Source organism: Lentibacillus persicus, assembly GCF_900112705.1.
Lineage (GTDB): Bacteria > Bacillota > Bacilli > Bacillales > Amphibacillaceae > Lentibacillus > Lentibacillus persicus.
Genome location: NZ_FOMR01000002.1, coordinates 130,568 through 143,714, shown reverse-complemented (window position 1 = coordinate 143,714; position 13,147 = coordinate 130,568). Strand labels below are relative to the sequence as shown.

Genomic DNA, 13,147 nt, shown 5'->3' with positions numbered 1-13,147 from the left:
TTGTTCTCAGTATTTTAACCCCCTACATTTTACACGAACAGTCAAATCCAAAAAAATCTTTATTTAATTGAACAAACCTTCCAAGCCATAGGACTTAATAATTTCCACAAATAATTTTTGCGCTTTGTCAGCTGTTTTTTCATCGGTGATGCGTGCAAGTTCCTTAAACATTTTCATCCGCTCTTCATATTCAAATGGATTGATTGGATTTTTGTGCATATAAGCTGTTATCTCTTTAGCTTGTTTACGATTGATTGAAAAACCGTACTGATGCGCGTATCGAAGGAGGTCCTCGGAAGAAAGTTGCTTTAATTTTTTGTTAATCAGCTGTTTAAGAATAGTTGACATTCACTCAGTCCCTTTCAAACAATTATTAGTTCCATTATATGTGGGAAGGAGGAAATATTAACTGCTATTAAGATTTAAATTTTCCCATTAACTACCAGCTTTATATTGACAGACCATCCATAAACTATAATTGCACCTCACCAACGAAAGCGAGGTCATGCTGATGGATGAAGATAAAAACCGTTTGGAAAGCGCAGAAAATGCTCCAAAACCGGAAACTCACACTGATTCAAATGATGTGGTCGCCACCAACTTTGATGGTGCCCAGTCACGTATAGGAGAAACCCAAAGCAGGCGGGATGAGGAATTTGCTAATGAAATGACCGCTGATGATGTTGAAGCAAGAGCAGATACTGATGAAGGTGGCATGGAAGTGAACGGTGCTTTTGGATGGATTGCGGTGGCACTGTCCATTATTTCATATTTTATGATGCCGATTATTCTTGGCGGCGCAGGGATTATAATGGGATTTGTATCCAGAAACCGAGGTGCGGAAACACTGGGTAATACCGCGATTATCGCAGGTGCCATTTCAATCTTGATCACACTGTTTATACTTCCATACGTTTAGAGAGATAAAGGGGCTGAATATTAATTCAGCCCCTTTATCAATATCGCAATTATTTATTTTCACTTATATAACGGAAAGTAATAATATTCTTCTGCTTGGATTTCTGTCGGTTTAACATCGTTATTTAACAATTTAAAGTCTTTCATAATCCGGGAAATATCCAAACTTTCGCTGTGTCCCTCATTTATTCGCTCTACTATGGATAATACGGTGTCCCCATGGCCTGCCTGAACTTTTAAAATTTCAATTTGCTCCTCTTTCATCATCCTCTGGGTTTGCGTTTTATTTGGCCCCTCAGGCTTGTTGTTTCCATAAGTGCCGGCTGTCAGATCATGGTGGACACTTAAAAGGAAAAGGAATAAAAATATATAGAGAATTACTTTATTAATTGTGTTCATATTCTTCCCCCCTTAAAATGAAACTAACATTTAACTTAATACGTATAAGTGTGGTAAGGGAATGGGGGAGTCGGAATGGAGATATTTTCATCAGATTGGATCGGTTTTGTTTTGACAGGTCTGGGTACTTTATTTCTTATTGGTGAGTTGCTCGTCAATATGCGGGGGCTTTTTGGGATACTCGGAATGGGCTTTATCGTTGTCTTTTTTGCAGCTTATCTTGAAACAGGCTCATTTATTATTATGCTTATTATTTACCTTGTGGGAATATTACTCATTATGATTGATGGCAAGGTCATTAATGACGGCACATTGGCCACAATCGGCGCATCCTGTATGCTCCTGGCGGTAGCTCTTGCTGCACCTAACTTATTTGCGGGCTTATACGCTGTTGTTGGCGTACTGATTGGCGGGTTTTCCTCTTTATTATTTCTAAAGGTATTCAAACACAGGGAAATGTGGTCAAAAATAACGCTGCATGATCAGCTGACAAAAGACAAAGGTTATAATAGCATGAATGAGAATTATGAAGCGCTCATTAACAAGCAAGGCATGACACTTAGCGATATGCGGCCTGTAGGGACAATAAGGATTGATAATAAGAATTACAGTGCCATTTCTAATGCTGAATGGATCCCGAGGAACAGCAGTATTAAAGTCATTCACGTTGATGGAACAAAAATACTGGTTCAAAAAACGGAAGATAAATAAGCAAGGTAAAACTCATGAATCATAAAGGTTCATGAGTTTTTTATAGTTTATTTAAGTGACCGGTTTAAGAATGAAATGTCGCCTGGAAGGGTAACTAATAAATGATCTATAAATGAATGTAAATTTTATGTTAAGTTTTTACCAATGGTCTTTACAAAAAGTCAATCGAGCATTAATAATGGGGAAGGAATGCGACAAATTTCAGCATGGTTCGAAGGGTGGAATTATTTTTGGATATCGATGTGCAGACACTGATATTTGAGTTTATCGGCGGTCTGGGTATATTTTTACTTGGAATCAAATATATGGGAGAAGGCTTACAGCGATCTGCCGGCGATCGTCTCCGTAATATTTTGGACAAAACGACCAGTAATCCATTTCTTGGTGTGCTGGCAGGAATTGTTGTAACAATCTTAATTCAAAGCAGTTCAGGGACGACTGTTTTGACCGTCGGGCTGGTCAATGCCGGTTTTATGACACTCAGGCAGGCGATTGGTGTCATAATGGGTGCCAATGTGGGTACAACTGTTACAGCTTTCATCATTGGTATTGATCTTGGCGAGTATGCACTCCCTATTATTGCAGTCGGCTGTTTCCTTCTGTTTTTCTTTAAGAGCCAGAAAATAAATAATGTAGGACAAGCCGTCTTCGGATTTGGTGCCTTGTTTTTAGGCTTGGAACTTATGAGCAGTGGTATGTCACCGCTGCGTGAAGTGCAGGCATTTCAGGATCTGACGCTCAGTATGAGTGAACACTCTATATTAGGTGTTGTGATTGGTACATTATTTACGTTTATTGTTCAGAGTTCATCAGCGACAATCGGTATTCTTCAAGGGCTTTTCTCTGAAGGCGCCATTAGCCTGGAGGCGGCTCTGCCGGTATTATTCGGTGATAATATCGGGACCACGATTACAGCTGTACTGGCTTCAATCGGGGCCACGGTTGCAGCTAAACGCACCGCATATGTTCATGTGATTTTCAACCTTGCAGGTGCCATAGTTGTCATTTTACTGCTTGGTTTATTTACACAGTATGTTGAATATTTGCAATCTGCTCTGGGCCTTAATCCGGAAATGACAATCGCATTTGCACACGGGAGCTTTAACTTGGCAAACCTTATTATTCAATTTCCGTTTATCGGTGCACTGGCATGGATTGTGACCAAAATGATCCCTGGTGAAGATACAGTAATCGAATATAAACCGCAGCATTTGGATCCGATTTTCATCCAACAATCTTCAACATTGGCTTTGGATCAAGCAAAAGCAGAGATTATTCGAATGGGCGGTTATGCCTCTAAAGGCTTGGAAGAAACGAACTTGTATTTAACAACTCAAAATCAAAAACATTCCGAGATGTCAATGCAAATTGAAGGTGCATTAAATAATCTCGACCGTGAAATTACGGATTATTTAGTCGAAATGTCCGGTGAATCAATGACCGAGGCAGAAGGTGCCAAGCACACAGTATTAATGGATTCTGTTCGTGATATAGAGCGGATGGGTGACCATTTTGAAAATGTCATCGAATTAATTGACTATAAAATCTCCAACAAAGTAGATCTGACAGAACAGGCGCAGGAAGATTTGAATAATATGTTTGATTTAACCATTATGACGGTTAAGCAGGCAGTAAAGGCGCTTGACAACATGGACCGTGAAGAAGCGCTTGCCGTTGTCCAGAAAGAAGAGCAAATTGACAGAATGGAACGCAATTACCGTAAAAAACATATTATTCGTATGAACGAGGGGCTGTGTACCGGTTCTGCAGGAATTGTTTTTGTCGATATTATCAGCAACCTTGAACGAATAGGCGATCACGCGTCAAATATTGCAGAGTCTGTTTTAGGTGAATAATTACTAAAAAGGGTGCATTCTTCTTGCACCCTTTTTCTTCTAATCTAAAAAATTTTATAATAAGTAAATTTCATATTGAAAACAATTTACGAACATGCTATAGTATTTAGTGTCGCTCGTTTGGTTATGCCTTGATTGTTTTACATAAAATTCGTTGTCTCAGGGTTATTGACAGATTTTGTCGGACGTGGTAAATTATATTTCGTTGCTGATTAAAAACCACTCGTTCGAAACAGAATTTTTATTATTCCACAGTAGCTCAGTGGTAGAGCTATCGGCTGTTAACCGATCGGTCGCAGGTTCGAATCCTGCCTGTGGAGCCATTTGGCGGTGTAGCTCAGCTGGCGAGAGCGTACGGTTCATACCCGTGAGGTCGGGGGTTCGATCCCCTCCGCCGCCACCAAAAATAAATCTTGACGGCGGCCGTGGCGAAGTGGTTAACGCACCGGATTGTGGCTCCGGCATTCGTGGGTTCGATCCCCACCGGTCGCCCCATAATCTTATGTAAATTTAATACGGACCCTTAGCTCAGCTGGTCAGAGCTATCGGCTCATAACCGATCGGTCGCAGGTTCGAATCCTGCAGGGTCCACCATTGAATTCGGAGGTATACCCAAGTCTGGCTGAAGGGATCGGTCTTGAAAACCGACAGGCGGGTCAAACCGCGCGGGGGTTCGAATCCCTCTACCTCCTCCATACATAATTTGATTAAGTCCGAATGAGAAGTTACACTCGGTATGCAAAAAGAAGGTTAGAATGAAAACCAGATATGGCTCGGTAGCTCAGTCGGTAGAGCAACGGACTGAAAATCCGTGTGTCGGCGGTTCGATTCCGTCCCGAGCCACTTTTTTAAACAAGCTGATGGCTTGTTTTTTTATATGTGAACGTTTATAAATTATATCTCCGGGAATAGAAATAAAAGAGGTTAAATCATTCACATTCCTTTAGTGCATTTAACTTGCATGACCATAAAGGCTTTGATAGCCTTGATTATAAAGGGTGAATATTCAATCCTTTTAGTAAATAAAATTAAAGGAGGACATTAAAAATGGCAAAATTTGAACTACCAGAACTACCATACGCATATGATGCTTTAGAACCTACAATCGACAAAGAAACAATGAACATTCACCACACGAAGCATCACAATACCTACGTAACAAAACTGAATGCTGCAATTGAAGGCAAATCAGACCTTGAGAACAAATCACTTGAGGACTTAGTAGGTAATCTCGATGCTGTTCCTGAAGATATTCGCACTGCTGTTCGCAACAACGGCGGGGGCCATGCGAACCATAGCTTGTTTTGGAAGGTTATGTCACCAAATGGCGGCGGTGAACCTTCAGGTGAACTAGCTGACAAAATCAACAATAAATTTGGAAGCTTTGACAAATTTAAAGAAGAATTTGAAGCTGCTGCAAAAGGGCGTTTTGGCTCCGGATGGGCTTGGCTCGTAGTCAATAACGGCGAGCTGGAAATTACCGATACACCAAACCAGGATACACCTTTAATGGATGGCAAAACACCTATTTTGGGTCTGGACGTTTGGGAGCATGCTTACTACTTGAAGTATCAAAACAAGCGTCCTGAATATGTTGCTGCATTCTGGAATGTGGTTAACTGGGAGCAAGTAGCAAAAAATTACGAAGAAGCAAAATAAACTAAGTGACAAAAGGCACGGGATTATTCCCGTGCCTTTTTAATGGTTGATAAACAGATTTAACACAAAGATTGCGGCGGAAATCGAGGTTTTTACACTGCATAGATGGCTTTAATTCGTTCACACTATAAACGAACGAAAAGGAGCAATCGATATGCATAAAGCCCTAGAAAAATTTGCAGGTAAAATTGAAATCAGCCGCGATCTTATTTTATTGCTGGTAATTGGGGGACTGTACTCCCTCAGTATTTTTCTGTCCAATACGTTTGTGAATATATATTTATGGAAGCAAGCAGGTGATTATATTACCATTGCTTTTTACAATTTGGGAATTTATTTATTTCAGCCGCTTACGTTTGTGTTGGCAGGGAAAATAGCTAAGAAAGTTGATCGTGTAGTTGTTTTGCGTTTAGGGGTAATATTCTTATCTCTATTTTTTTTGAGTGTGTTACTTATTGCTGAAAAGGCTGCCACATATAATTTTCTGCTTGGAAGTGTATTGGGGATTGGCTTTGGATTTTACTGGCTTGCATTTAATGTTTTGACGTTTGAGATAACCGAGCCGGAATCAAGGGATTTTTTTAATGGATTTCTTGGTGTGCTGCAGTCTTTTGCAGGTATGGTCGGCCCTTTACTGGCGGGTACCATCATTGCCGGTATGCAGGAGAATGTTGGCTATAGCGTTATTTTCACGATTTCATTTCTGTTGTTCATCGCTGCGGTCGTCTGCAGTTTCTTCCTGAAACGGCGGCAGGCTGAAGGCTTGTTTCATTTTAAGCGCGTATTATTGGAGTGGAATCACAACAAGAACTGGAAAAGAATTCTAAGTGCCCATATCTCACAGGGGGTACGCGAAGGTATCTTTTTATTTGTGATTTCTATTTGGGTGTTTGTCACGACACAGAGTGAGTTTGCACTGGGTATGTTTAATCTGTTTTTGTCAGGCTTATCGCTTATCTTATATTTCGTCGTGACAAAATGGATCAAGCCTTCTTTGCGTAAAAAAGCCATTCTCACCGGTGCGCTAATCCTATACTTTGCTGTCTATATCATCTTGTTTGATTTAGGCTATACACAGCTGATGATTTATGCTGTACTCATTGGTATCGCTTACCCGATTGTAAACGTCCCATATGCATCTTTGACATTTGATGTTATCGGGAAAGCACGGAAAGCCAAAGAACTGCGGGTTGAATATATTGTTGTCAGAGAATTGTTTGTAAACGTGGGCAGGGTAACATCGATTGCTGTTTTTCTTATTGCCATTACATTGTTTCGAGCCGAAATTGTTATCCCATATTTACTTGCATTCTTCGGGTTGGGCCATTTGTTTATTTATTTGTTTGTAAGAAATATTTATTTGGGAAGCGCAGGGAACAATCAGTCGATTACAAACGAGCCGGTTACAGATGAAAAAAATCGTTGATTCCTCTTAGAAATACAAGCATTAAATGATATAATAAAAAGATACAATTGCTTTAAAAATTGGGGGAGGAATAATGGTTTCCAAAAAGAAAAAGAAGAAAAGAGCACAGCTTCCCTTTCGTTTGAATATATTATTTTTTATTGTCTTTCTATTGTTTTCGGCGTTAGTGCTTCAGTTGGGGGTTGTTCAAATTTTAAATGGCGAAGCATTCCAGGCCGAAATTGACCGTACAACGAATGACTTTACAGAGGTATCCGTCCCCCGTGGTAAAATGTATGATCGCAACCATGAGTTGATTGTGGGAAACGATGCCGCTTATTCCATAACATATACACCTGAGAAAGGGGTTCAGGCTGAAGACAGACTGGAAGTGGCCGAGAATTTGGCTGAATACATTTCGATGGATTCGGAAGATGATTTGGATAATGTCACACTCCGTGACAAACGTGAATATTGGTACTTAAATAATCAAGAAGAAGCCAAAAGTCTTCTGTCGAAAGCTGAAACAGAGGAAATGGATAACGGTGAAGTGTACAACGAAACGTTAAAGCGTATCGATAAAGAAAAAGTTGATGACTACTCAAAACAGCAGCTTGAAGTAATGGCGATAAAAAAAGAGATGGATAAAGCAATGTCATTGACACCTCAAGTCATTAAAAATGAAGATGTGTCACCTGAAGAATTTGCACGCGTGTCTGCTCATTTGGATGAGCTGCCTGGCGTTAACGCCACGACTGACTGGAATCGGGAATATCCTTATGAGGATACGTTCCGTGACTTTGCGGGTTCCATTACGTCCGAAACTCAAGGCATTCCTGCTGATCAGCAGGATTATTATCTGACCAGGGGCTACAGTCGAAATGATCGGGTCGGAAATAGCGGACTGGAAGAGCAATACGAAAGTGTCCTGAGAGGACGCAAAGAAAAAATTCAGTACACAACAAATAGTGATGGAACGGTTGTTGACTCGGAGGTTGTGGTGGACGGTCAGCGGGGTAAAGACCTTGTGTTGACAGTTGATATGGAACTGCAGCAGGAACTCGATAAGATTTTGCGTGATGAACTGAAAGCGGCAATCACACAAGAGCCGGGTGAAAATAAGCATATGGAATATGCAACAGCGGTTGTGATGGATCCAAATACCGGGGAGATTTTGGCTGCAAGCGGTCAACGGTATGATGATAAGGAAAATGAATTTACCACCAGCGAAACGATTTCCATTTTCAATGCCAGTGAGCCCGGGTCTTCTATAAAAGGTGCAACCATGTTGGCTGGATATGGATCGGGTGTGATTGAGCCGGGACAGCAATTTTATGATACGACGATTAATATTGCTTCGACACCTCCTAAAAGTTCCTGGACAAATCTGGGGTGGGTCAATGACTACGAAGCATTGGAACAGTCATCCAACGTGTATATGTTCTATATCGCCATGCGAATGGGTGGCTATTTTAATTATGAGCCAAATGAACCAATGCCGGTTGAAGGTGGTACGTATGATGAAATGCGGAATTACTACGCTCAGTTTGGTCTTGGTGTAGAGACCGGTATCGATTTCCCTCAGGAGTCAACAGGTTTTACGGGGCCAAACGGGAGCGGAGGTACACTTGACTTGGCGATTGGCCAGTATGATACGTATACAACGATGCAGCTGGCACAATATGTGTCAACGATCGCCAATGGCGGCAGCCGGGTACGGCCACATTTCATGAAAGAGATCCGCAATCCTATTCCGCATGAAGAAGGCCTTGGTCCTGTTCACGAAAGTTTTAATACAGATGTGATGAATCAGCTGCAAATGTCCACTAGTGAAATTGACCGTGTCCAGGAAGGCTTCCGACGGGTTTTCCAATCACCTAATGGAACCGCCGACCACCATTTTGCTGATAAACCATATGATGCGGCCGGTAAGACCGGAACAGCTGAATATGACAAATATTACTCAGATGGCACTAAGGCTTCGACTGAAAACCTATCACTGGTAGGCTACGCACCACATGAAAAACCAGAAGTTGCTTTTGCGATTAATGTCCCGTTTACAGGAACAGGCAGTGATTACCCGATTAATCATAATATTGGTAAAGGAATACTGGATGCCTATTTTGATGTAAATGAAGACAACGAAAATTAATTTCATCGCGTAAAAAGCTTGAACGCTTATTAAAGTGTTCAGGCTTTTTTATTTAATCGATTTAAACAAAGCCTTATTAATCTATTAACTTTACAGAATATTAACATCGAATTAATAGGTAGTTAACACTCATTGGTTATTATAAGAATTGCAGGGAAGACAACATAACATCTTTTCTGACAAACACTAACCATTAGGGGGCAAAAGCATGAAGTCAAAATCATTATGGCTATTAGCAGTGATTTCTCTGCTGCTGGTTGTTTTAGCAGCATGCGGTAACGCAGAGGGCAGTGAAGATGGTGGCGATGAAGAGGCAAATAGTAATACAGAAGAAAATACAAGTGCAGAAGGCAGCAGTGAATCTGAAGGTGAAATGACCGAAGTGGTGGTCGATGGATCATCAACAGTATTCCCGGTAATGGAAGCTGTTGCTGAAGAATATCAAAAAGAAAACCCTGATGCCCGTGTTAACATTGGTACCTCCGGAAGCGGGGGCGGATTTGAAAAGTTCGCAGCAGGTGAAACACACATTTCAAATGCTTCCCGTCCGATAAAAGATGAAGAAAAACAGGCACTTGAAGAAACGGGTATTGAGTATACTGAATTTGAAATCGCACTTGATGGCTTATCCATTGTGGTTAACACAGAAAATGACTGGGTTGACCAGCTAACAGTTGAAGAACTGAATAAAATGTGGTCAGCAGATGGTGATGTGACGACTTGGGCGGATGTCAGAGAAGGATGGCCTGAAGAAGAAATCGAATTTTACAGCCCGGGCGCAGATTCCGGCACATTTGATTACTTTAGTGAGGTCGTCTTTGGAGAAGAGGGCGATATTCGTCAAGATGCTTCATTATCTGAAGATGATAACGTTCTTGTACAAGGTGTAACAGGATCTAAAAATGCTATCGGCTACTTCGGCTATGCTTATTATGCTGAAAACGATGATCAACTAAAAGCCGTACCGATTGTTAATGACAGTGGCGAAGCCGTTAAGCCGGATCAGGAAACCGTTCAGTCAGGTGAGTATAATCCTTTCGCAAGACCATTATTCGTTTATGTAAAGCATTCAACGCTCGAAGATGAGTCTGTTTACAACTTTGCAAAATATGCATTGGAAAATGCAGGTGCAATGGCTGAATCAGTCGGCTATGTAGCGAAACCTGACAGTGCTTATGAAGAAGCGTTAAACAAACTTGATGAGATTGCAGGGAAATAAATTGCAAGCTGACAAGTTTCCAAATTGACTAATGGATGTGAGGGAAGATTTGACAGGCTTTCCTCACTTTCCTGCGTTTAATTATTTGTAGTATGTGAGTATCAATGATAAGTCTGATGGTTATCGCAAGGTTTATACTGTCCAGTATATAAAAGAGGAGTATTGTCATGGCGGTCAATGTTAAAGAAATGATGAATGAGAAGAAATCAAATCAGCATCTTCTCCGTATCCTGGAGAAAGTTGCACCAGTATTTTTCCTGCTGTGTGCGATTATATCTGTTTTGACAACGATTGGTATTATCCTTACGTTATTAGTGGAAACGATCACGTTTTTCAATCGTGTATCATTTGTAGAGTTTATAACAGGAACCGAATGGTGGCCATTTGGAGAAAATGCCAGTTACGGTATTCTTCCGTTAATATCCGGTACACTGCTGATAACAGTTATTGCAATGATTGTGGCGATACCGATTGGTCTGGCTTCAGCTATTTATTTAAGTGAATTTGCACCACCGAAAGTGCGGAAAGTTGTCAAGCCTGTTCTGGAAGTTCTGGCCGGAATTCCGACAATTGTCTATGGTTTCTTCGCGTTGACCTTTGTGACACCAATGCTGCAAATCGCCATTGATGACTTGCCAATTTTCAACGCACTCAGCCCTGGAATTGTGGTAGGTATTATGATTATCCCGATGATTGCATCACTGTCGGAAGATGCGATGAGTTCTGTACCCAATTCAATAAGGGAAGGTGCCTTGGCGATGGGCTCCACGAGGTTGGAAGTTGCTCTTAAAGTCATTGTTCCCGCAGCATTGTCCGGAATAATAGCTTCATTTGTTCTGGGGGTCTCCCGGGCAATTGGTGAAACGATGATTGTCTCTGTCGCTGCCGGCTCAACACCAAAACTTACGACCGATGTCACCGAATCGATACAGACGATGACCGGTTATATTGTTCAGGTGACACTGGGTGATGCCTCATATGGGTCCACGACCTATTACAGCATTTATGCGGTGGGTATGACGCTTTTTGTTTTCACACTAATTATGAATCTCCTGTCACAATATATCTCCCGTCGTTTTAAGGAGGATTACTAACATGAATCTGGTCGATAAACAAGTCGTTCAAAATAAAATGAATAAGCGGATTATCAGTAATCGGATTATGCGCCAGCTGTTCTTTTTAGCTTCAGTATTTGGCATTGTTGTTCTTGCCGTATTGCTATATCGTATTTTTTCGGAAGGACTGCCGTATTTAGACTTGAGTTTTTTAACAAGTTTTGCCTCACGTTTCCCTGAAGAAGCCGGTATAAAGGCGGCCATTGCAGGCTCTATCTGGCTGATGGCAGTTACTGCTCCAATTTCGCTGATACTTGGAGTCGGAACAGCGATTTACCTTGAAGAATATGCCCAAGAGAACAAATTTACACGGTTTATTCGAATGAATATCTCTAACCTTGCAGGTGTACCTTCTGTTGTCTTTGGTTTGTTAGGCTTAACCGTTTTTGTGCGCCTGATGGAAATGGGAAGAAGTGTCATTGCGGGCGGTCTGACCATGAGCCTATTGATACTGCCAATTATTGTCGTATCTTCGCAGGAAGCGATACGATCCATTCCCAAAAATCAATATGAAGCTTCGTTTGCCATGGGTGCAACCAAATGGCAAACAATTCGGCGCGTCGTACTTCCGGCTGCTATTCCCGGTATTTTAACAGGTGGTATTTTGGCGTTATCCCGGGCAATTGGCGAAACAGCTCCATTACTAATGATCGGAGCGTTATCGTTCATTGCTTACTTGCCTGAAAATATTTGGTCCGGTTTCACAGTCTTACCAATACAGATATTCAACTGGACCGGGAGACCACAGGAAGAATTCCATTTGGTGGCTTCAGCGGGCATTATTGTTTTACTGGTTATATTGCTTCTCATGAATTCCGTTGCAATTTTAATACGAAATAAATTTTCAAAACGCTACTAATTGGGAGGTTTTTATCATGCAAGCAGCATCAGAGAGTAAACATGTATCAATTCTCAATACGAATGAACCGGATAAGGAAGAAACGAAAACGATTTACGCGGTGGATAATTTTAATTTGTGGTATGGCGATAATCAGGCGCTTTATGATGTGAAAATGGATATCCCCATGAATAAAGTGACAGCAATTATTGGACCGTCCGGTTGCGGGAAATCGACATTCATCAAAGCTTTAAACCGGTTGGTTGAATTAGTGCCGTCGGTTAAAATGAGCGGAAGCATTAAATATGATGATAAAGATATTTTCAGTCCGAAGTATAAAGTGGAAGATTTAAGAACGAATGTCGGTATGGTATTTCAAAACCCGAACCCTTTTCCGAAGTCGATTTACGAAAATGTAATCTATGGACCCAAAACCCACGGTATCAAGAAAAAGAAAGTGCTTGATGAGATTGCTGAAAAGAGTCTTAAAGGAGCAGCTTTATGGGATGAAGTGAAGGATCGGCTGCATGAGAATGCGTTCGGATTGTCAGGAGGTCAACAGCAGCGTCTTTGCATTGCCAGATGTCTTGCCATTGAACCTGATGTCATTTTGATGGATGAACCGACCTCAGCATTAGACCCTATTTCTACCACTAAAATTGAAGAACTTGTGCAAAATCTCAAGAAGGATTACAGTATCGCGATCGTCACGCATAACATGCAGCAGGCTGCGCGAATTTCAGATAAAACAGCGTTTTTCTTGAATGGAGAAGTAATTGAATACAGCAATACAGATAAACTTTTCTCAAATCCTGATGATAAGCGTACTGAAGACTATATTACCGGCCGTTTTGGCTAAATAGTAAGGGGGATTT

The 13,147-nt window shown here is 41.2% G+C and carries 12 protein-coding genes and 6 tRNA genes; 16 read left to right on the top strand and 2 right to left on the bottom strand.

What is annotated here, in order from left to right; genetic code table 11:
- Positions 1-63 precede the first annotated feature (63 nt).
- Positions 64-348: a DUF2624 domain-containing protein gene (locus BMZ22_RS03015; RefSeq protein WP_090081111.1), complete on the bottom strand. Its 285-nt coding sequence runs from the start codon at positions 346-348 to the stop codon at positions 64-66.
- A gap of 163 nt (positions 349-511) precedes the next feature.
- Between BMZ22_RS03015 and BMZ22_RS03010 the strand changes: the two genes are divergently transcribed.
- Positions 512-919 (top strand): MATE family efflux transporter, encoded by a 408-nt coding sequence (locus BMZ22_RS03010; RefSeq protein ID WP_090081106.1) that lies wholly within the window; start codon positions 512-514, stop codon positions 917-919.
- Positions 920-978: 59 nt separating this feature from the next.
- Here the strand turns inward: BMZ22_RS03010 and BMZ22_RS03005 are convergent, their stop codons facing one another.
- Complete coding sequence (locus tag BMZ22_RS03005; protein WP_090081102.1) at positions 979-1,317, bottom strand: hypothetical protein; 339 nt, start codon at positions 1,315-1,317, stop codon at positions 979-981.
- A 75-nt stretch (positions 1,318-1,392) separates the two neighbouring features.
- On the opposite strand from BMZ22_RS03005, the gene BMZ22_RS03000 reads away from it, so the two are divergent.
- The 15 genes from BMZ22_RS03000 to pstB all read left to right on the top strand — a co-directional run bounded on the left by BMZ22_RS03000 (position 1,393) and on the right by pstB (position 13,131).
- The gene (locus BMZ22_RS03000) at positions 1,393-2,028 is read left to right on the top strand and encodes an NfeD family protein (protein WP_090081101.1); all 636 of its coding nucleotides are present in this window, start codon (positions 1,393-1,395) and stop codon (positions 2,026-2,028) included.
- Positions 2,029-2,258: 230 nt separating this feature from the next.
- Positions 2,259-3,884, top strand: coding sequence for a Na/Pi cotransporter family protein (locus tag BMZ22_RS02995; RefSeq protein ID WP_090081098.1), 1,626 nt, complete (start codon positions 2,259-2,261; stop codon positions 3,882-3,884).
- A gap of 248 nt (positions 3,885-4,132) precedes the next feature.
- Positions 4,133-4,207, top strand: a tRNA-Asn gene (locus tag BMZ22_RS02990).
- Between the two features lie 3 nt (positions 4,208-4,210).
- Positions 4,211-4,287 (top strand) — tRNA-Met (locus BMZ22_RS02985).
- Positions 4,288-4,303: 16 nt separating this feature from the next.
- Positions 4,304-4,379: transfer RNA gene (locus BMZ22_RS02980), tRNA-His, on the top strand.
- A gap of 22 nt (positions 4,380-4,401) precedes the next feature.
- Positions 4,402-4,478, top strand: a tRNA-Ile gene (locus BMZ22_RS02975).
- 8 nt (positions 4,479-4,486) lie between these two features.
- Positions 4,487-4,579: transfer RNA gene (locus BMZ22_RS02970), tRNA-Ser, on the top strand.
- A gap of 75 nt (positions 4,580-4,654) precedes the next feature.
- Positions 4,655-4,727: transfer RNA gene (locus tag BMZ22_RS02965), tRNA-Phe, on the top strand.
- Positions 4,728-4,931: 204 nt separating this feature from the next.
- A complete protein-coding gene (locus tag BMZ22_RS02960) occupies positions 4,932-5,543 on the top strand; it encodes a superoxide dismutase (protein WP_090081094.1) in 612 nt (203 codons plus the stop codon).
- Positions 5,544-5,697: 154 nt separating this feature from the next.
- Positions 5,698-6,969 (top strand): MFS transporter, encoded by a 1,272-nt coding sequence (locus BMZ22_RS02955; RefSeq protein WP_090081091.1) that lies wholly within the window; start codon positions 5,698-5,700, stop codon positions 6,967-6,969.
- 73 nt (positions 6,970-7,042) lie between these two features.
- A complete protein-coding gene (locus tag BMZ22_RS02950) occupies positions 7,043-9,100 on the top strand; it encodes a peptidoglycan D,D-transpeptidase FtsI family protein (RefSeq protein WP_090081088.1) in 2,058 nt (685 codons plus the stop codon).
- Between the two features lie 208 nt (positions 9,101-9,308).
- Complete coding sequence (locus BMZ22_RS02945; protein ID WP_090081085.1) at positions 9,309-10,319, top strand: PstS family phosphate ABC transporter substrate-binding protein; 1,011 nt, start codon at positions 9,309-9,311, stop codon at positions 10,317-10,319.
- 167 nt (positions 10,320-10,486) lie between these two features.
- Positions 10,487-11,413 carry a phosphate ABC transporter permease subunit PstC gene (gene pstC / locus BMZ22_RS02940; protein ID WP_090081081.1) on the top strand — a complete coding sequence of 309 codons (927 nt, stop codon included), beginning with the start codon at positions 10,487-10,489 and terminating at the stop codon, positions 11,411-11,413.
- A gap of 1 nt (position 11,414) precedes the next feature.
- Positions 11,415-12,293 (top strand): phosphate ABC transporter permease PstA, encoded by an 879-nt coding sequence (pstA, locus tag BMZ22_RS02935; protein WP_090081076.1) that lies wholly within the window; start codon positions 11,415-11,417, stop codon positions 12,291-12,293.
- A 16-nt stretch (positions 12,294-12,309) separates the two neighbouring features.
- A complete protein-coding gene (gene pstB, locus BMZ22_RS02930; RefSeq protein WP_090081073.1) occupies positions 12,310-13,131 on the top strand; it encodes a phosphate ABC transporter ATP-binding protein PstB in 822 nt (273 codons plus the stop codon).
- Positions 13,132-13,147: the final 16 nt, after the last annotated feature.

What these genes read in the sequence shown, in the direction of transcription:
- BMZ22_RS03015 (WP_090081111.1), bottom strand. Translation starts at nt 348, where the DNA reads ATGTCAACTATTCTTAAACAGCTGATTAACAAAAAATTAAAGCAACTT.
- BMZ22_RS03010 (WP_090081106.1), top strand. Translation starts at nt 512, where the DNA reads ATGGATGAAGATAAAAACCGTTTGGAAAGCGCAGAAAATGCTCCAAAA.
- BMZ22_RS03005 (WP_090081102.1), bottom strand. Translation starts at nt 1,317, where the DNA reads ATGAACACAATTAATAAAGTAATTCTCTATATATTTTTATTCCTTTTC.
- BMZ22_RS03000 (WP_090081101.1), top strand. Translation starts at nt 1,393, where the DNA reads ATGGAGATATTTTCATCAGATTGGATCGGTTTTGTTTTGACAGGTCTG.
- BMZ22_RS02960 (WP_090081094.1), top strand. Translation starts at nt 4,932, where the DNA reads ATGGCAAAATTTGAACTACCAGAACTACCATACGCATATGATGCTTTA.
- BMZ22_RS02955 (WP_090081091.1), top strand. Translation starts at nt 5,698, where the DNA reads ATGCATAAAGCCCTAGAAAAATTTGCAGGTAAAATTGAAATCAGCCGC.
- BMZ22_RS02950 (WP_090081088.1), top strand. Translation starts at nt 7,043, where the DNA reads ATGGTTTCCAAAAAGAAAAAGAAGAAAAGAGCACAGCTTCCCTTTCGT.
- BMZ22_RS02945 (WP_090081085.1), top strand. Translation starts at nt 9,309, where the DNA reads ATGAAGTCAAAATCATTATGGCTATTAGCAGTGATTTCTCTGCTGCTG.
- pstC (WP_090081081.1), top strand. Translation starts at nt 10,487, where the DNA reads ATGGCGGTCAATGTTAAAGAAATGATGAATGAGAAGAAATCAAATCAG.
- pstA (WP_090081076.1), top strand. Translation starts at nt 11,415, where the DNA reads ATGAATCTGGTCGATAAACAAGTCGTTCAAAATAAAATGAATAAGCGG.
- pstB (WP_090081073.1), top strand. Translation starts at nt 12,310, where the DNA reads ATGCAAGCAGCATCAGAGAGTAAACATGTATCAATTCTCAATACGAAT.